The sequence below is a fragment of the Pseudoxanthomonas sp. JC1303 genome, assembly GCF_058448525.1.
The window spans coordinates 2624912-2643558 of record NZ_CP185958.1 but is presented as its reverse complement, the minus strand read 5'-3'; the positions used below and the strand labels follow the sequence as shown (position 1 = coordinate 2643558).

Below are 18647 nucleotides of genomic sequence, written 5' to 3'. Positions count from 1 at the left end.
GGAGACCGTTTCGCATGGCCATCTACGACAACATCCTGGACACCATCGGCCGCACCCCGGTGGTCAAGCTCAAGCGCCTGGCTCCGGCGGGCAAGACCGTCTACGTCAAGGTCGAGTCCTTCAACCCGGGGGGCTCGGTCAAGGATCGCCTGGCCCTGGCGATCATCCTGGACGCCGAGGCGCGCGGGCTGATCAAGCCCGGCGATACCGTGGTCGAGGCAACCTCCGGCAACACCGGCGTGGCCCTGGCGATGGTCTGCGCCGCGCGCGGCTACAAGTTCGTGGCCACCATGACCGAGACCTTCTCGGTCGAGCGCCGCAAGTTGATGCGCGCCTACGGGGCCAAGGTCATCCTCACCCCGGCCGCCGAGCGCGGAAGTGGCATGGTCAAGAAGGCCAAAGAGCTGGCCGACAAGCACGGCTGGTTCCTGGCCAGCCAGTTCACCAACCCGGCCAACCCGGCCTATCACCGCAACACCACCGCGCCGGAAATCCTGCGCGACTTCGCCGGCCAGCGGCTGGACTTCTTCGTCAGCGGCTGGGGCACCGGTGGCACCCTGACCGGCGTGGGCGAAGTGCTCAAGGCCGCGCGCCCGGAGACCAAGATCATCGCCACCGAGCCGGCTGGCGCCGCCCTGCTCAAGGGCGACGAATGGAAGCCGCACAAGATCCAGGGCTGGACCCCGGACTTCATCCCCGAGGTGCTCAACCGCGAGGTCTACGACGAACTGGTGACCGTGGACGATGCACGCGCGATCGAGACCTCGCGCCGGTTGGCGGCCGAGGAAGGCATCTTCGTCGGGATCTCTTCCGGAGCGACGCTGGCGAGCGCGCTGGACATCGCCGAAAAGGCGGTGGACGGCTCGGTGATCCTGGCCATGCTCCCCGACACCGGCGAGCGCTACTTCTCAACGCCGCTGTTCGCCGACGTCAACGATGGCAGCGACGACGACTGGCTGGCCGGCCTGCCGTAGTCCACGGCAACGCTTCCCAAACGCAGACGGGCCGCATCGCGCGGCCCGTCTGCTGTCGTACTGGAGGACACCCGCTACTTGAGCGGCTCGGCCGCGCAGGTCGGACGATTGGTCACCAGCGCATCGATGTGGTACTTGCCCACATAGTCCAGGTAGGCCTGGCAACCGTCCTTGGCGACCTGATCGGCGAGGATGTCGGTGCCGGTCAGGGCGTCCTGGTTCACGTCGCTGATGACCACCGCCCCGGCGTCATGCGCGTCGGCATAGCGCGAGGACTTGGCTCCCTGCGGGACATACATCGCCAGGGGACGGCCCGCGGCGATGCGCTGGTAGTAGGCGATGTCCGAGCCGGTGTTGACCAGGACCGAGACCATGGCACCGTTGGCATGACGCAAGGCCTCGATCGCATGGGGCCGATCGAAGGTCAGCAGGATCGTGCGGCCAGCGAGCTGGCGCGCCTGCAGCAACGGAGCGACCTTGGACACCGGCGTGCCCTTGAGGTCCAGCATCAGCAGCACGTCCGGGACACCGGCGGCCCAATCCAGCACCTGGGTCAGACGCGGCAGCGACTGCGCGGTCACCTGACCCTTGCCGTCCTTGAGGTGCAGCGCGTCCAGGGCGGTGCTGTCCTGCGCACCGATCGGCCCGTGACCATCGGTGGTGCGGTCCAGGGTGTCGTCGTGCAGCAGGTAGAGCACGCCATCGCGGCTGCTGGCCAGGTCCATCTCCACGGCGACCTTGAGGCCGGCGACCTGTTGCATCTGGGCCAGGCTGTTCTCGGGCTGGTCGGCCGAAGCCCGGCCGCGATGGGCCACGATCAGCGGGCGCTGACTCAACCGGGCCTGTGCCCAGGCATCGGTCAATGGAGTCAACAACGCCAGTGTGAAACAGGACAACAGGATGGGACGCAACGGGCGCATCAGGGAATCACTCCTTCGGCACGCCCCGCGCCCAGACATCCCAGCGCGCGAGGATGTCGGCGACCAGCGCGTGCCCAACACGGTAGGCATTGTGGGTAGCTGGCAGGAAGCCACCCGATTTGGCTGACAACGATGCCCCGACCTCCTGCCCGGGCGCCTCGCGGTCGAAGTTGGAGGCCGTGCGCAGCAGCGCGATGCGGTCGAACCGCAGCTTGCCGGCCTCGGCACCCCGCTTGAGCGCGGTCAGCGTGGCATTGTCCTCCATCTGCGTGGTGCAGTAGTTGCCCTTGCCCTCGGTAGTCAGCTGCACGTAAGCCTGCAAGGCCTGCGCGATGAGGCTGCCATGCCAATAGGTGTCGCCGGTCAGCGTGTCGCAGATGCCAACCCCCGGTGAACTGTGCGCGGCGGTTTGCGGATAGCGCTGGCGGTAGGCCTTGGCCACCTCGCTGTCCTCCAGCGGGACCTGGGCGCTGAGCGCATAGGCCTTCTGCAGCAGCGCTTCGTCGAGCTGGAACAATTCGTTGTCAGTCCTCCAGGTGCTCTTCTGCCCCGGTGCGCTGGCCCCCAGCATCAGGACGTTGGAGGACCAGCCGGCGGGCTGCTGGCGCGGATCGACCAGGTGCACCAGGCCACCGTCGATCGCATAGCGCGCCCACAGGGCCGAACCCAGCGTGGCATCGTCCGGATCGACGCCGCCGATGCCCGCGATCAGGAAGTAGGTCTGGCGCAGGTCGAAGTCCGGCGAGACCACCAGGGCCGTAAGCGTGCTGGCCGCGTTGGCCTTGCCCATGTCGGTGGTGACCAGGCACAGGCCGGCGTCCGTGCAATCGACCTGCGGGTAGCGCGGCGACAGCCCGGCGACCTCGACATGCCGGGTGAAGTTTTCCGCCTCGCGCCACGGCGCGGCTTCCGGCCCGAACATGGTGATCACCATGACCTTGGGCGCCAGCGGCGCCGCGCAGGCCGGCATGATCGCCGCGGCCAACAGGGCCAGCAGGCAGATGAGCTGGGTGGGACGGGACATGCGCACGCTCCGGTGACGTCGAACTTGGATAAAGCGATGCCTGTCGCCCAGGACGCGCGGACGCGATGGACGGCAGGCATCGACGAGAAAAGCGCGCCACGCCCCGGAGACACCGGGCCGTGGCGGTGCAGGGTCCGGGCGGCGATCGAAGCCGCCACGCCGGGCCGTGCGGGACAACGGGCTTACAGGTCGAACGAACCGCCGAAGGTCACCATGACGGTGCGGTCCTGCAGCAGCTGCCAGGAAGCCGCCGCCGCGCTGGTGCTCAGCGAAGTCGTCGACGAATAGGTCAGCGCCTTGCGGTCGCCCAGGTTGTACAGGTTCACCTTCACGTACGGCTTGTGCAGGCCACCGAAGTCCTGGAAGTTGTAACCGCCGTTGAGGTTGACCACCGCGAAGCCACCGGCATCGGACCCGTCGTAGTTGAGGAACGTGCCCCAGATCTTGCTCTGCGCGTTGACGCTCAGGCTGGCCCAGAAGGCCGCGTCGGTGAAGTTGACCGAAGCGTAGCCGACGTTCTTCGGCGCGTTGACCATGGTCTTGCCGTCGGTGGCGTAGGTCGTGGTGCCGAGCGTGACGTCGCTCTTCATCTCGTTCTTGTTGTACGCATAGGACGCGTACACCGACCAGTTGTCGTCGAACTTGTAGCTCAGCTCGGTGTTGACGCCGCGCATCTGGGTGCTGCCCAGCTGGTAGTACACCGGCGCACGGGTCACCGGGTCCGAGCCGCTGAACTGCTTGTGGTCGAAGTTGGTCGCATACAGGTCGACCACCGCGCTCAGGCTGTCACCGTAGAAGCGCCAGCCGATGTCGGCGGTCAGCGACTGCTCCGGCTCGGCATCGCTGATCGAGGTCTGGCCGCCGATGGCGTTGGCATAAGCGGCGTTCCAGAAGTCATACAGCGCCGAGGTGTTGATCGGGGCGCGATAGGCCTGGCCGACGCCGGCGAAGAACTGGTTCTGCTCGTTGGCCTGGAACTTCACGCCCACCGACGGGGTGAACTTCTTATAGGTGTGCGAGCCGGACGCATAGAGCGTGCTGGACGCGGGCGAGGTCAGGCTGATGCCGTTTTCCGCACCCGGCCAGGTCGAATACCAGCCTTCACGCTTGACCCAGGTGTAGGCGCCGCCGGCGGTGATGGTCCACTGGTCGTTGGGTGTCCAGGTATTGGTCGCGAACACGCGATAGGTCGGGGTCGTCGAGTAGAAGCGATACGCCACCCGCGGGGTACCGTTGGCGTTGTGCGAGTAGTACTGGCTGTCGTGGCCCCAGATGTCGGCCGGATTGCCCTGATCGTCGGCCGGCAGATAGACGTTGGAGCCCTGCTGGCGCGGGCGCTCGGCCAGGAAGCCGAACTCCAGGCTGTCGTTCATGCCGAAGTCCTGCTTGAACTTGACGTGGATGCCCGGGCGGTAGGTGTCGGAGGTGAAGAACACGTAGGTGTTGGCGAAGCCGTAGCTGCCACCGCCGTAGCCATAGACCATGTACGGCACGACCGACAGCTGCAGGCTGTCGTTGAGGGTGAATTCCCCGTCCAGGCTGGCGATCCAGCTGCGGAACGGATTGACCTCGGTGCCCACCCAGTCGCCCGCATTGGCCGACTCGTAGGACTCGGTGTAGCCGTAGTGGTAACCGTTGGCGGCGATCTGCGCCTTGGTCAGGTTGCGGTAGTTGTTCTTGACCTCGCGGTTGTACTGCACCGAGCCGGTGATCGAATCGCCCTCGTCCATGGTCCACACCGACTTGGCGTCGATCTTGGTGACCTTGGACTGGCCGGCACCGCGCCACAGGTCGGTCTGGTTGTTGGAGTAGGAAATCCACGAACGCACCGGGCCGGTGTCGCCGGTGTTGTAGCGCAGGAAGGTGCGCTTGTAGTTGTTGCTGCCGAAGCTCTGGCTGAAGTCCAGGCCGGCATCGTGGGTCGGATCGACGGTGACCCAGGCGATATTGCCGCCGGCCGCGCCGATCACCGGCGAGGTCACGCTGGGGTAGCCCTGCTCGACGGTGATGTCGCCCATGTTCTCGGTGTCGCCGTACTCGGTGGCGTACATCTTGTAGTTGCCCGAGTCGTTGATCGGCACGCCGTTGACGGTCACGCCGACTTCGTCGGCCGGGAAGCCACGCACGGTGAAGTTACCGTCGTTCAGGCCGGTCACGTCGTTGGTGGCCGAGACCGCGCCCGGGATGCTGGTCAGCATCTGAGTGAAGTTGGCGCCCGGCGCGGTCTTGAGGATGGCTTCGCGGCCGATGGTGGACACCGCCTTGGGCGCGTCCTGGATCTGCATGTTGCCGCCACCCAGCGACAGCGTGGTGCCGGAGACCTTCACCGTGTCCAGCTGGCGCGCGCGCTGGGTGGCATTGGAGTTGGTGGTATTGGAGGTGGTGGTGACGCTAGAGCGCTGGGCGCTCTCGTCGCCCGTCGCTTCCTGGGCGAGGGCGACACCAGCGGTCGCATACAGCGCGGCCGTCACGGCGAGGGTCAGGATGCCTTTGTTCATGTGGGGATTGCCTGTGTGGGGAAGGGTTGGAGCGATGGAAATGTCGGCCTCCCGCCTGTCACACCGGCGCTGCGTCCGGTGACTTCATGCGGTGCGCCCTGTGGGCCATTCCCTGGGCCAGAACTGCTGAAAACTCCTGCTTTACTTCGCCTGCGTGGCCGCGCCGGGCAGCACGTCGCGGTACTGGTCCCAGTGCTGCAGGAGCTGGTGCACCACCGGCACGCCCACGCGGTAGTTGGCTTCGTAGGCGGCCACCTGGCCGGGCGTCTCATCGCCGATGGTCGCCAGCGGATCCTGGCCCGGCGGTGGCATCGAGGGGTTGCTTGCGGTGCGCAGCACCAGGACACGCTGGGGATCGACCAGGCCCATCTGGCCGTAGCGCTTGATCCGCTGCGCGGCGTTCTGGCTTTCCATGTTGGTCATGGCAAAGCGCCCCTTGCCGCCGGTCCACAGCCTCACCCAGTCCTGCGCCCACTGGTTGCGCATGGCGCCATGCCAGTAGCGCTTGGAACCCAGGGTCTCGCCCAGGATCACGCGCGGCGGCCGCTGCGCGTTGGGGAAGCCCACCCAGGCCTTGCGCCGCGCGGCCAGCGCGGCGGTGTCGGGGATCTTCACGTCGCGGGTCAGGGCATAGGCCCACTGCACCAGCGCGGGGTTGAGCATGTAGGCCATGCCCAGCTGCTCGGGGCTTTCCACGCTGCCAAACCCGTTGGGATCGGTGGGCAGGGCGTTGGGCTTCATCGCACCGATGGCGAACAGACCGTAGGGCCAGTCCTTGGGAATCTGGCGGTCGTCGAACTCACGCAGCTGATCGCCATTGATGACCCAGCGCGCCCACGCGGCACTGCCAACGGAGACCAGGTTCGGGTCGCCACCGGAGATGCCGGTGAACAGCCAGTAGGTGTGGGTGAGATCGAAGCGCGGGTCGATCACCAACGCATCCATGTCCCCGAGCATCAGCCCGTACAGGCCGTCGGCGTTGCGCCGGATCGGATGCTCGGCGCCGCGCACGGCGATGGTCTGGTCCAGGTGCTCGCGCTCGACCCAGAACTGGTACTCGCCGGGCTTGTCGCCGGTGTCCTGGCCGTTCTCGAAGTTGGCGACCACCACCATCTTCACCGGAATGCGGGCGCTGGGTTGGACCTGCGCCGGCACCGGCGGCTCGGCGGCCTGGAGCAGCGGTGCGACCAACGCCAGGACAGCCATGGCCAGGCCACGGCGGAACATCGACCACGACATCGGAGATCCTGCAAAGCGAAGGGTGGACACGGGTGTGCCCAGAGGGAAGAGGACAGGACTCACGGCACCGCTGCTCCCACCGCCGGCGGCTGCGGCCGGGTGAGCAGGCACGCCATCAAGGCCTCGAAGCGGGGCACGTCGATCTGGCGCACCACCGTCTCGCGCTGCTCGCCCAAGTCCGGTGCGTAGGGTGGGCTCCAGGACAGGATGTCGCCGTAGCCGGGGCCGTGGTCGATGTTGGTGTCGACCATCAGCTGCTCGGACTCGGTGATCAGCGATGGATCCAGCCACACCGCCACGGCCAGCTCGTCCCACAGCGGAAAGCCGGTGGCGCGGCTCGCCAGCGCCTTAGCGATCGGCGTCTTTGCGTCGCGCATGCGCGCCAGCAGGTCGGGCGTGACTTCGGTGGCGGTGGACGGATCGACCGGCACCATCACGATCTTCTTCCACGGCGCGCGCATCACGATGCTGGCCGCCTCCGGGTCGAAGCGGATGTTGAACTCGCGCCGCGGCGTGTTGACGAATTCGCGCGCGAACTGCCTGGCCGCCGCGCTGTCACGCGTCTGCCGTGGCTCCAGCGAGCCGCCCATGTACACCAGCTGCTTGGCCAGCGAGGCGAACTGCGGGTCCAGGCGCTGGGCCAGGGCCAGATTGGTCAGCGGCCCGGTGGCGATGATCGTGACCTGCCCGGGATGGGCGTGGACCATGCGCAGCAGGAACATCGCCGCAGGTTCGGCGGCGGCCTTGACCACGCTCGGATTGCCCAGCTTCAGGTCCGGAACCACCTCCGGGCCGTGGTAGGCGGGGTCGCCCTGGAAGTTCGGCTCGACCCAGTGCTTCATCCACGCGCCCTTCCACACTAGCTTGCCGTACAGCGCTTCCCAGCGCTCGGTCTCGGTCTCGGTGTTGACCAACGGATCGATCGCCCCCTGCACCGCCGGCACCTCGGGATGGCCGGTGATTTCCAGCATGCGCCGGGCATGCGCGGTGGCCTCGTTGGCCCACACGTTGCCGCTGACGGTGGTCAGGCCCAGCACCTGCACGTCCGGCGCCTGCAGCGCCATCACCTGGGCCGGGGCAAAGCCATCCAGGTCATCGTCTAGGATCACCAGCTGCTTTTCGCCCGCCTGTGCCGGCAGCGTGGCCAGCATGGAGAGCAGCCACAGCGCACCGGCAAGCAGGCCGTGGGGGCGCCCCATCAGCGGGCCTCCTGCAGCTGCGCAGTCTCGAAGGCGTCCAGGTCGCGCTCCAGCTGCCACTGGTGGCGGGCCTTTTCGCTCTGCTTCAGCAGCGCGGCGCAGCCGGCGTCGGTGCGCCCGGCGGCCAACGACGCCGCGCAGGCCTTGCCGGGCGTGCGGCCGTCGGCCGTCCACAGGCTCTGGCCGGGGATGAAGGCGTAGGTCAGGCCGTTGCGCGCGATCTGCTTGAGCGTGGCGTAGTCCAAACCCTGCTCGGTGACCGCACGCTGGTATTCGTGGGTCATGTCGCTGCGCGAGACACCTTCGTCATCGGTGGACAGCACCACCGGCACGCCGGCATCCAGGTACATGTGCAGCGGATGCTCGGTGCCCTTCACGCCCAGGATCCCGTCGTTGCTGGACAGGTTGATCTCCACCGCGACATGCCGGGCCCTCATCTCCCGCAGCAGGCCGGCGGCATCATCCTCGTAGCCGATGTCCACGCCGTGACCGATGCGCCGGGCGCCCGCGTCGACGGCATCGCGGATGTGGAAGCGCAGATCCGCCGGCGGCACCAGGCCCAGGGTCAGCTCACCGGCATGCAGGGTCAGCGGCACCTGCGGGTAACGCCCGGACAGGAACCGGAACATGTCCATGTGCAGGCGGTAGTCGCGCAGCGCGACCGGGTTGTCCTCGGGCGCGACGATGTTGAGCGCGGCAAAACGCTGCGGATCGGCCTGGACCAGCGCGTAGCCCATGACCATCTGGCCGAACACCACCGGCGGTGGCAGCACGCGCAGCACGTAGGGCTGGTAGCGGTAGCCGACCTGGCAGCCCGGACTGGCATCGGCCTGGCCGCAGCGCAGGAGTTGGCGCACGCGCGCATCGAGTTCGGCGAAGGAGGCCCGCGCCTGTTCCACCAGCGCCGGCAGCTCGGCGTGCAGCGGCGCCAGGTCAGCGGCGAAATCCTGGCCGTTCCAGGCCAGTGCGCCGGCCTTGGCGCCCAAGGTCTTGGACTGGGCGGGATTGGCGATGAGCTCCACATAGGACACGTGGTCGCGCGCGGCCTGTTCCAGGGTCACGGCCACCGCCTCGGCACGACGATCTTCCAGCCCACTGAAGCGCCCGAAGGTGCTGAAGAACTGGTCGTGTCCCGAGGCCGCCGGATGGCCGGGGATGTAGTTGCGCATCGACAGCGCGTCGACCGTCTCGGCATAAAAAGCCGGGTCGCGCGCGTCCAGGCCCTTGGCCGGCACCTGGCCGTCGCCGCACGGCGGCATCACCAGCGCGTGGTCGGCCACGCTGATGCAGGCATCGTCCTGCGCGGCCCACTTGAGGAAGTCCTCGGCGTAGACGCTGCCGCCCAGATGGTTATGCAGGTCGCCGCCCTTGGGCATGGCCTGCAGGAAGGCGCGCAGCTGCGCGCCGTTGCCGGCGACCGCTTGCATCCGCGCGGCGACCTGTGCCTCGCGGGTGGACATCGCGCCGCTACCGTCGGCGGCCCACGCCGGGCCGGCCAGCACCGCGCCCAACACCACACCCCAGATTGCCTTGCTGCCTACCACGTGGATCCAGACCTCTTGAGTTTGTTTGCGAAAGAACCCACGCCCTCGGCGCGGGCACAGGTGCGCTACAGCGCGAAACGCAGGACGAACAGCGCGGCCACCACCCAGGTCGCCACATGCACGCCACGCCAGCGGCCGGTGCCCAGCTTGAGCAGCGCGTAGCTGACAAAGCCCAGGGCCAGGCCGTTGGCGATGGAATAGGTGAAGGGCATGGCCAGCGCCGCCAGACAGGCCGGCATCGCCTCGGTGACGTCGCCCCACTCCAGGTCAATCAGCTCGCGCAGCATCAGGCCGGCGACGTAGATCAGCGCCGGGGCGGTCGCATACGCGGGCACCATGCCGGCCAGCGGCGAGAACAGCAGCGCCAGCAGGAACAGCGCGGCCACGGTCAGCGCGGTCAGGCCGGTGCGGCCGCCGGCCTGCACGCCGGCGGCGCTCTCCACGTAGGCGGTGGTGCTGGAGGTCCCCAGCAGCGAGCCGGCCAGGATGGCGGTGCTGTCGGCCACCAGCGCCCGGTCGAACTGCCGACGCTGCTCCGGCCTTTCCAGCAGGCCCGCACGCTGGGCCACGCCGGCCAGGGTGCCGGTGGCATCGAACATCTCCACCAGCAGGAACACCAGCAGCACGTGCAGCAGTGCGAGCACGCCGCCGTGCTGGGTCAGCGCGCCGGCGATGTCCAGCTTGAACAGGGTCGGGGCCAGGCTCGGCGGCAGCGAGATCATGCCGGCGTAGTGCACCTTGCCCAGGGCCAGGCCGGCGCCGGTGACCGCCAGGATGCCGATGAGGATCGCGCCGCGCACGCGCAGCGCATCCAGCACGCCGATCAGGATCAGCCCGGCCAGTGCCAGCAACGGCTCGGCCTGGTGCAGGTCGCCCAGCGTGACCAGGGTGGCCGGACTGGCGACGACCAGTCCCGCCCCCTGCAGGCCAATGAAGGCCAGGAACAGCCCGATGCCGGCGGCGATGCCGCTGCGCAGCGACACCGGGATGCCATCCACCAGCCAGCGCCGCGCCCCGGTTAGGGTCAGCAGCACGAACACGCAGCCGGAGACGAAGACCAGGCCCAGCGCCTGCGGCCACGGATACCCCATCGCGCCGACCACCGAGAACGCGAAGAAGGCATTCAGGCCCATGCCCGGGGCCAGGCCGATCGGCCAGTTGGCCAGCAGGCCCATCAGTGCCGAACCCAACGCCGCGGCCAGGCAGGTGGCGACGAACACCGCCCCCTTGTCCATGCCGGCCGCGCCCAGGATGTCCGGGTTGACGAAGACGATGTAGGCCATCGTCAGGAAGGTGGTGAAGCCAGCCAGCAGTTCGGTGCGGACCGAGCTGCCATGGGCGGCGGGGGCGAAACCGGACCAGCGGGTCATGCGACCCGGCCCTGGCGGCGGCGCACGGAGGTACGGAAGGGAGGGAATGCGGCGGGTGCGTCGGGCATGCAAGGGGTCCGGGCAGACAACGGCAATCAGGGCGCCAGCGCCTCGTTGTCTGCGGGACGTGTCCGTCATCGCCTGGCGCGCTGTCCCTGTCGCGTCCCGGCCGTCCGTCCCGCGTGTGCTCAACGAATGCTGCACAGCAGCACAGCGTTTTCACACTTTACTTACGAAAATGCAAGTTACCCGTACCATTTTTTCGTGTGTCAGCATCGACACATTCACAGCCACCCGCCGCAAGGCGCGCCGTCAGGGCATTTCGACCTGCTGGCCCTGGGTGGGCAGGATGAAGTGCACGCCGAGCCGATTGCCCGCCTGCAGCTGCGCGGCGATCTGACTGCGCGGATCGCGCCCGGCCTTCAGGCTGGGCTTGGTGTGTCCGACCAGCACCTTCAGGCCCTTGAGCGCCGTCGGATCACCGCTCGCCTCGGCCAGGGCTCCCAGCTCGCGTTCCAGCCAGGCCGGGGTGAGATGGCCGAACAGCTGCGCACCGGGCACCTCATTGGGATAGGACGCCTCGATCAGCAAGCCCTTGAGCGCATGGCGCCGCACCAGCGGGGCCAGCGCCTGCCAGATATCGGCCAGGCGATGACCGCCGCCGGACAGGGCATCCGGCCCGGTGTCACCGAAATAGGCGAAATACGCATCGCCATGGCGCAGCAGGATCATCGAGGAGGTGATCCGGTCGTGCCACAGCGGATAGACCTGGGCCGAAAGCGTGGTGCCGGGAATGTCGAACCACTGCCCGGGCGCGGTCTCGGTGAGTCGATAGCGTCCCAGGGCCGGCTTGGCCCCGCGATCGCCGAAATTGGGCCAGGCCTGCCAGTTGAAGTAGTCCTCGCTGAGCACCTGCAGGGTCGAGGGCAGGCCATAGACCGGCTTGTGCCCGATGTCGTCGGTGGCGGCGATGAGCAGGCCGGCGACATGGTCCAGATGGGCGTGACTGATGAAATAGCCGGCGATCAGGTCGTGGAACACATGCCCCTGCGCCGTGTCGCCTCCGGCCGGCCCGGCATCGGCGAAGGCGCCGCGGGCCAGGGCCCGGTCGATGCCCGGCAGCAGCGTGCCCGCATCCAGCGCCAGGTAGTGCGCCTCGCCTTGGGCGCGGATCAGGTAGGAGGACAGGTTGCTATCGTCCAGGCCGCCGCGCACGCCGAGCGCGACCAGTTCGAATCCGCCCGACGTCTCGGCCCGCGCCGGCGCCTGCGCGGCGCACAGCACCAGCCCGGTCGCGAGACAGCACGTGCCCAGCACGCGGACGAAACGGCGGACTAGGTGCGGCATGACGCGGACAACCGGCAGCAGGGGCTGTCCAGTGTAAGGGCGGCAAGGCCGCCGGCCCGCGTGGTGCGCCACGCAGGCTAAGATGGCGCTTCGATGAAGCAGGGAAGACCGCAGGGCGTGCTGGAAGAACGGATGATGGAGCGGGCCGGTGCCCGGCGTGGGACGGCCCCCCTGTTGGTGCGTCTGACCTCGCCGCTGCATTTCATGGCCGCCTTCGGCGCCGCCGCGTTGTTGCAGCGCGTCCTCTCGCTGCCCCTGCCCAGCGACCTGCCGCTGCTGGTCATGCAGTGGGCCGGCTCACTGCTGGCCACCGCCGCGCTCGGCCTGGCCGTGGTCTGTTTCGTCCTGTTCGGGCTGCGCCGCACGACCATCCTGCCCGGCGGCCAGCCCTCTGGCCTGGTCCTGCGCGGTCCGTACCGCGTCAGCCGCAATCCGATGTACGTGGCCCTGGTCCTCAGCTACGTGGGCCTGGCCGGCTATCTGGTGGTGCCGTGGGCCTTGGCGCTGCTCCCGCTGCCGCTGCTGGCGCTGCAGCGCGTGCTGATCCCCTTCGAGGAAGCCCGCCTGCGCCGGGAGTTCGGCGCCGCCTACCTGCAGTACTGCGCGCGGGTTCGCCGCTGGCTGTAGGCAAGCAGGCCGCATCCGCCAGCCCCATCTCCGTGCTGCGGCGGAGATAATGCCGACATGAGCCAAACCTGCATCGGCCTCACCGGCGGCATCGCCTCGGGCAAGAGCGCACTGGAGCGCGCGTTCGCCGCGCGCGGGATCTTCGTGGCCGACGCCGACCGCATCGCCCGTGAGGTGGTCGAACCCGGCACCCCTGCGCTGGCGGCCATCGCGGACCACTTCGGCAACACCGTGCTCGATGACCAGGGCCGCCTGGATCGGGCCGCGATGCGGCGCCGCGTCTTCGACGACGCGCAGGCGCGCCAGGCCCTGGAGGCCATCGTCCACCCCGCCGTGCGCGCCGGACTCCAGGCGCAGTGCCATGCGGCCGCCGGCCCCTACGCGGTGGCGATGATCCCGCTGCTGGCCGAGGGCGGCGCGCGCGCGCGCTATCCGTGGCTGCATCGGATCTGCGTGGTGACCGCGCCATTGGACGTACGCATGGCGCGCCTGCTGGCCCGCGACGGGATCGACGAAGCGCTGGCCACGCGGATGATCCAGGCCCAGGCCAGCGACGCACAGCGGCTGGAGATCGCCGATGACATCGTCCGCAATGACGGGGACCTGGACCAGCTCGACCAGGCGGTGACCGAACTGGATGCGCGCTACCGGATGATGGCCGCCGCGTAGGCGTGCGCCGGGCGCCCAGCGCCTTCCGTGACTAGGCCTGTGCCGGCCACAGGCCGCGCATCGCGGCCACGCCCTGGGCCCCGTGCTGGCGCGCGATGCCGATATCGTCCACGCCCAGGCCGCCGGTCGCGTAGATCGGCAGGGCCACGCGCTCGCGCATCCGGGCAAAGCCGGCCCAGTCCAGCGTCGGACGCTCAGGATGGCCGGGCGTGGGGTGCAGGTCGCCGAGGGTGACGAAGTCGCAGCCCAGCGCCTCGGCCTGCTCCAGTTCGGCCAGCGAATGGCACGAGGCCGCCAGCGGCACGCCGCCCGGCAGCGGGCGCGCACTCAGCCGGGCGAGTTGTTCGCCGCGCAGGTGCAGGCCAGCACCCAGTTCCCGCGCCAGCTTGGCGGTGCTGTTGACCAGCACCTCGGCACCGGCCCGCCGGCACAGGGCCACGGCCTGCGCGGCCAGCGCCGGCCATGCCGGGTCGGCCTCCATCGAACGCGCACGCAGCTGCACACGGCCGATGCCCTGGGCCAGCGCGACCTCCAGCGTGGCCAGCCAGGCCGCGTGGTCGGCACCCGGCTCGGGTGTGACCAGATAGCGGTCCGGCTGCTGCAGGACGGCCACCACCGGCTTGTCGGCGGCGGGCATGGGATAGCGGGTCAGCTTGTCCTGCGCGACCCAGGCCAGCGCCTGGCCCTCGACCCCGCGCGGGACGCCTTTCCACGAGGTCACCCGGCGCACGTCCAGCAGCAGCGACTTGTCGGGATAAAGGTGCGGCACGCGCATGATCGGCGCGCCGACCTGCACGGTGATGCCCAGCTCCTCCTGCAACTCACGGATCAGCGTGTCTTCCGGCGTCTCGCCCGGCTCGCGCTTGCCGCCGGGGAACTCCCACAAGCCGGCCAGGTCGCGCCCGTCACCGCGACGGGCCAGCAGCAGGCGTCCGCGCGCATCGGTGATGGCGGCGGCGACGACATGGATGGAGCGCGACGGTCTGGGTTCGGTGGACACGGTGGGACGTTGCTCGGTGGGGAGAGGACGGGCCGCAGTCATGCCCCGGCGCCATCGGACGGCATGGCACGCGGGTGAGACAGGGCGACGACAGGCCCATGGTAACGGACGCCGGTTCCGGCACCGGCGCCGCGCCGGCGGTCAGCTGCCGCTGGCGTAATTGGTCAGGGCCAGTTCCAGCAGCGACTTGGCTTGCTCGCGCAGCATTGGCGGGCTGACGATCTCGGCATCCGAACCGTAATGCAGCACGTCCATCAGCAGCTCGCGCGAGGCGCTGTAGGGCACCTTCAACTCGTAGCGCCCGTCGGCCAGGAAGCGCCCTTCCTGGCGCGCATGCCATTGCTCGTCGGCGACCCAGCGCGCGGCCTTGGGACTGAAGACGATGGTCGCCCAGCCCTTGGGTTCGCCGGAAAAGATGCCGTAGCTGGAGGCCAGGTGCTGGCTGAGCTCGTCTTTGCCCATCTCGCGCGCGACCTCGTCTAGCGCGCGGGCGTTGTTGATGCGATCCACCGCGAAGCTGCGCAGCGCCTCGCGCCCGTGGTCCCAGGCATCCAGATACCAGTTGTCACGATAGTGGGTGATGCGCTGGGGCGAGACGATGCGTCGGGTGCGCTCGTCGGTGGAGCGGGCGCGATACTCGAAGCTCAACTGACGCCGTTCCAGCACGGTGCTGGCCACGCAGCGGAAGGCGGCCTCGTCCAGCTTGCGCCCGCGATGTGGGATCACCCGCACCCGCTCCACCGGCCAGCGCTCGGCGCCGGCATGGTCGGCCAGCAGGCCCTCCAGGCGCTTCTGCAAGGGTGCCAGCGCGCCGGCGAGCACGCCGCCACCGGTGCGCAGCAGCAGCTGCTGCGAGGCGACCAGGGCGTAGAGCTCATCGGAACTGAGCCACAACCCGGGCAGTTCGAAACGATCACTCTCGCCGGCCGCATAACGGAACCCAGCCTCGCCATCGCCCTCCACCGGCGCCATCAGCGCATCGCGCAGATAGGCCAGGTCGCGGTAGACGGTGGCGCGCGAGCACCCAAGTTCGTCCTGCAGGCGTTTGACGGTGACCGGGTAGCGCGCCCCCTTGAGGATGCGATGCAGCGCGGTGATGCGTTCGATCTTGTCCATGCCCGGGATTATGGCCGAGCGCGGCGTGAATGCATCGGCCGACGTTCACCGCGCAAGACGCAAAATGGGGCTGCGCCCTTGCCCCCACCGGAGTTCCGTCATGCGTTCCGCCGTCCTGCCCCTCCTGGCCTGCCTGCTGCTGGGCGCCTGCCAGGATGCCTCCCAGCGTCCCGAGCCCACCTCCGGGCCGGACCAGGCAACAGGCGCGGGCCAGGACACCGCCCTGGCGCGGGTGGAGCAGTCGATGGAAGCCTTCATGGACGCCCGCAGCTTCCACGCCGAGATGACCCTGGAGGGCGCGCGCGAGACGGTCAATGCGCTGGACTTCGTGGCTCCCGACCGCTACCGCATGACCATGCCCATGGGGACTCAGGTCATCATCGGTGACGTGCTTTACCTGCAGTCACAGGGCCAGACCCGCAAGATGCAGCTACCCGAGGGCACCGTGGCGCAATGGCGCGACCCGATGCGGCTGCACGATCACCGTGCCGAACTGGAGGTCCAGGCGCAGGGCAGCCAGACGCTTGATGGCGTGCGTGCCCGCGAGTACCTCGTGCGCAACGGCCCGACCGACCAGCCGGTGACCTTCACCTACTGGATCGGTCCCGATGGTCTGCCCTTGCAGCTGCGCCATCAGGGCCAGTCGCAGGGGCAGCCTTATACGATGACCGTGCGTTACAGTCGTTTCAATGATCCGTCCATCGTGATCGACACGCCGGTCGCATCGGGCTGATCCGGGCCTATTTCACGACGATTCAAGTAGGAAAACCGAAGATGCATCCGACAAGCCGGCTGAACACCGGCTTTTTTCGTCTTCGTTCTCCATGTATCCCCCCACCCAAGCATTCCCCACCCAAGGAGCCCTGACCATGCCCCACCGCCTCGTGCCTGCGCTGCTGCTGGCGATGATCGCCCCCCTGCCCGCCCTGGCCCAGACGGCCGCCGTGACCTCCAGCGTTCCCGCCGTGGGCGGCGGCAACGACACCGGCTGGGCCGGCACGGGCGAGCTGGGTTTCTCGATGTCGCGCGGCAACACCGAGAACGATTCGTTCGTGGGCAAGCTCAACTTCGCCTACAGCAGCTCCCAGTGGAAGCACTCCTTCGGCGCCAGCACCCAGTACGCCAAGGACGACGGGGAGGAAACCGCGCGCCGCTACGAGCTATTCGACACCAGCGGCTTTCGCGTCTCCGACCGCAGCTACATCTGGGGCTCGGTGCGCAACGAGCGCGATCACTACACCAGCTACGAGTACCAGTGGTCGACCGCCATCGGTTACGGCTACGAGGCCATCAAGACCGACAAGCAGCACCTGACCCTGGAAGCCGGCCCGGGTTACCGCTGGTCCAAGGACCAGGGCGTGCAGGTTCACCACAACGAGGCCATCGCCCGCGGCCTGGCCGACTACAGCCTGCAACTCACGCCGACCACCTCGCTGGTGGACACCTTCCTGGTCGAGTCGGGCAGCGACAACACCTTCCTCAAGAATCTGTTTGGTCTGCAGGTGGCAATGACCGAGAAGCTCGCCCTCAAGGCCGGCCTGGAAACCCGCCACAACACCGAAGTCGACGAAGGCACCAAGAAGACCGACAACCTCACCACGGTCAACATCGTCTACAACTTCAAGTAAGCCGCGCCGCGCGCGATCCCACAGACCGGCCGGGAAACCGCGCCGGTCTTTTTTGAGGCTGACGAGCTAGCGCCAGCGTCGCACGCGACGGCAATCGTCCTCATAGGCCTGACCGAAACGTGCCTGCAGCGCGCGCCCCTCCGGAACGATCTGCAGCCGCGTGAGCCACAGTATCTGCAGCAGCAGCGCAGGCAGGACCCATCCCGTCCGCAGCCCGACACCCCAGCCGCCTAGGACCAGGAGATGGCCGACATCCATGGGGTTTCGGCTCACAGCGTGCAGGCCGGTGGTCACCAGGGTGCTGGCAGATCCGGGGCGCATGGGATTGACGGTGGTGCCGACACGGCCAAACCGGCGCTTGGGCGCCAGGCTCAACCACACGCCCACCAGGCCAGCGCGGTTCCGAGCCAGGGCCCGCCTGGCCACGCGAAACTCAAAACCGGCCAGGTCCGCGCACCGCACCACAGTGCCGCGCCCAGCAGGACCAGCAGCGCAGGCGGAGGCACGCGGATTTCCAAGGTGCGCAGCATCACGCCGCGCCGGGGGAGGCTCAGCCTTCCAGTTCGGCCAACAGCGCGTCGGCGCCGTTGGCCAGCAGTGCCTGGGCGACCTGATGGCCCAGATTCTCAGGCGACAGATCGCCCGAACTCGCTTCGGCCTTGACCAGCAGGCCGTGCGTGGCCGAACCAACCAGTCCGCGCAGCGTCATGCCGTCCACGCCTTCTTCGGCGAACGCGCCCACCGGCACGTGGCAGCTGCCGTGCAGGGCGCGGTTCATGGCGCGCTCGGCTTCCACACAGCGCCGGGTCGGGACATGGTCCAGTGCGGCGAACAGCGCCAGCACCTGCGGCGCATCGCTGCGGCATTCCACTGCGATCGCGCCCTGCGCTGGCGCCGGCAGCCACGCGGGCGCCGCCAGGCGCGCGGCGATGTGCGCCTCCAGGCCCAACCGTTGCAAGCCGGCGCAAGCCAGGATGATGGCGTCGTACTCCCCGGCATCGAGCTTGCCCAAGCGGGTATTGATGTTGCCGCGCAGGTCGGTCAACTGCAGGTCCGGACGTAGCGCCCGCAGCTGCGCCTGGCGCCGCAACGAGGAGGTGCCCACGCGCGCACCATGCGGCAGCGCGTCCAGCCGGCGGTAGGCGTTGGAGACGAAGGCATCGGCGGGGTCCGCACGCGGCAGGATCGCCGGCAGCGCGAAGGGCCCGTCCAGCTCCATCGGCACGTCCTTGAGCGAATGCACGGCGCAATCGGCACGGCCGTCGAGCATGGCCAGTTCCAGCTCCTTGAGGAACAGGCCCTTGCCGCCGATGGCGGCCAACGACCGGTCCAGCACCTCGTCGCCACGCGTGCTCATGGGCACCAGTTCGACGGCCAGACCAAGATGGGCCAGGCGTAATTGTTCGGCGACGTATTCACTCTGCCACAGGGCGAGCGCGCTCTTTCGGGTGGCGATGCGCAGCGATCTCATAAGCGCATTATCGCCGCAACG

General features: G+C 68.6%; 17 protein-coding genes. 5 read left to right on the top strand and 12 right to left on the bottom strand.

Annotation, left to right across the window (positions count from 1 at the left end; genetic code table 11):
• The first annotated feature begins 14 nt into the window (after positions 1 to 14).
• Positions 15 to 974: a cysteine synthase A gene (gene cysK, locus ACORQU_RS11770; RefSeq protein ID WP_491641357.1), complete on the top strand. Its 960-nt coding sequence runs from the start codon at positions 15 to 17 to the stop codon at positions 972 to 974.
• Between the two features lie 74 nt (positions 975 to 1048).
• Here the strand turns inward: cysK and ACORQU_RS11765 are convergent, their stop codons facing one another.
• The 8 genes from ACORQU_RS11765 to ACORQU_RS11730 form a co-directional block, all read right to left on the bottom strand.
• On the bottom strand, positions 1049 to 1894 hold the full coding sequence (locus tag ACORQU_RS11765; RefSeq protein WP_491641356.1) for a glycerophosphodiester phosphodiesterase family protein: 846 nt from the start codon (positions 1892 to 1894) through the stop codon (positions 1049 to 1051).
• 7 nt (positions 1895 to 1901) lie between these two features.
• Positions 1902 to 2918: a purine-nucleoside phosphorylase gene (locus tag ACORQU_RS11760; RefSeq protein WP_491641355.1), complete on the bottom strand. Its 1017-nt coding sequence runs from the start codon at positions 2916 to 2918 to the stop codon at positions 1902 to 1904.
• A gap of 182 nt (positions 2919 to 3100) precedes the next feature.
• Positions 3101 to 5416: a TonB-dependent receptor gene (locus ACORQU_RS11755; RefSeq protein ID WP_491641354.1), complete on the bottom strand. Its 2316-nt coding sequence runs from the start codon at positions 5414 to 5416 to the stop codon at positions 3101 to 3103.
• Positions 5417 to 5557: 141 nt separating this feature from the next.
• Positions 5558 to 6655 carry a purine nucleoside permease gene (locus ACORQU_RS11750; protein ID WP_491641353.1) on the bottom strand — a complete coding sequence of 366 codons (1098 nt, stop codon included), beginning with the start codon at positions 6653 to 6655 and terminating at the stop codon, positions 5558 to 5560.
• Positions 6656 to 6714: 59 nt separating this feature from the next.
• Positions 6715 to 7806, bottom strand: coding sequence for a nucleoside hydrolase (locus ACORQU_RS11745; RefSeq protein ID WP_491645091.1), 1092 nt, complete (start codon positions 7804 to 7806; stop codon positions 6715 to 6717).
• Between the two features lie 47 nt (positions 7807 to 7853).
• Positions 7854 to 9314, bottom strand: coding sequence for an adenosine deaminase family protein (locus tag ACORQU_RS11740; protein WP_491645089.1), 1461 nt, complete (start codon positions 9312 to 9314; stop codon positions 7854 to 7856).
• A 149-nt stretch (positions 9315 to 9463) separates the two neighbouring features.
• A complete protein-coding gene (locus tag ACORQU_RS11735; RefSeq protein ID WP_491641352.1) occupies positions 9464 to 10768 on the bottom strand; it encodes an NCS2 family permease in 1305 nt (434 codons plus the stop codon).
• Positions 10769 to 11080: 312 nt separating this feature from the next.
• A complete protein-coding gene (locus tag ACORQU_RS11730) occupies positions 11081 to 12115 on the bottom strand; it encodes an MBL fold metallo-hydrolase (protein WP_491641351.1) in 1035 nt (344 codons plus the stop codon).
• Between the two features lie 135 nt (positions 12116 to 12250).
• On the opposite strand from ACORQU_RS11730, the gene ACORQU_RS11725 reads away from it, so the two are divergent.
• Both ACORQU_RS11725 and coaE read left to right on the top strand, forming a co-directional pair.
• Positions 12251 to 12742 (top strand): methyltransferase family protein, encoded by a 492-nt coding sequence (locus ACORQU_RS11725; protein ID WP_491645087.1) that lies wholly within the window; start codon positions 12251 to 12253, stop codon positions 12740 to 12742.
• A gap of 57 nt (positions 12743 to 12799) precedes the next feature.
• Entirely contained in the window at positions 12800 to 13411 is a 612-nt protein-coding gene (coaE, locus tag ACORQU_RS11720) for a dephospho-CoA kinase (RefSeq protein WP_491641350.1), read from the top strand.
• 31 nt (positions 13412 to 13442) lie between these two features.
• On the opposite strand, the gene ACORQU_RS11715 is transcribed toward coaE, so the two are convergent.
• Positions 13443 to 14453 carry a Nudix family hydrolase gene (locus tag ACORQU_RS11715; protein WP_491641349.1) on the bottom strand — a complete coding sequence of 337 codons (1011 nt, stop codon included), beginning with the start codon at positions 14451 to 14453 and terminating at the stop codon, positions 13443 to 13445.
• A gap of 99 nt (positions 14454 to 14552) precedes the next feature.
• The gene (locus ACORQU_RS11710; protein ID WP_271647143.1) at positions 14553 to 15527 is read right to left on the bottom strand and encodes a helix-turn-helix transcriptional regulator; all 975 of its coding nucleotides are present in this window, start codon (positions 15525 to 15527) and stop codon (positions 14553 to 14555) included.
• A gap of 100 nt (positions 15528 to 15627) precedes the next feature.
• On the opposite strand from ACORQU_RS11710, the gene ACORQU_RS11705 reads away from it, so the two are divergent.
• The gene (locus ACORQU_RS11705) at positions 15628 to 16260 is read left to right on the top strand and encodes a hypothetical protein (RefSeq protein WP_491641347.1); all 633 of its coding nucleotides are present in this window, start codon (positions 15628 to 15630) and stop codon (positions 16258 to 16260) included.
• 136 nt (positions 16261 to 16396) lie between these two features.
• A complete protein-coding gene (locus tag ACORQU_RS11700; protein ID WP_271647145.1) occupies positions 16397 to 17155 on the top strand; it encodes a DUF481 domain-containing protein in 759 nt (252 codons plus the stop codon).
• Positions 17156 to 17221: 66 nt separating this feature from the next.
• On the opposite strand, the gene ACORQU_RS11695 is transcribed toward ACORQU_RS11700, so the two are convergent.
• A complete protein-coding gene (locus tag ACORQU_RS11695; RefSeq protein WP_491645086.1) occupies positions 17222 to 17536 on the bottom strand; it encodes a methyltransferase family protein in 315 nt (104 codons plus the stop codon).
• A 169-nt stretch (positions 17537 to 17705) separates the two neighbouring features.
• A complete protein-coding gene (gene hemC, locus ACORQU_RS11690; protein ID WP_491641346.1) occupies positions 17706 to 18626 on the bottom strand; it encodes a hydroxymethylbilane synthase in 921 nt (306 codons plus the stop codon).
• Between the last annotated feature and the right edge of the window lie 21 nt (positions 18627 to 18647).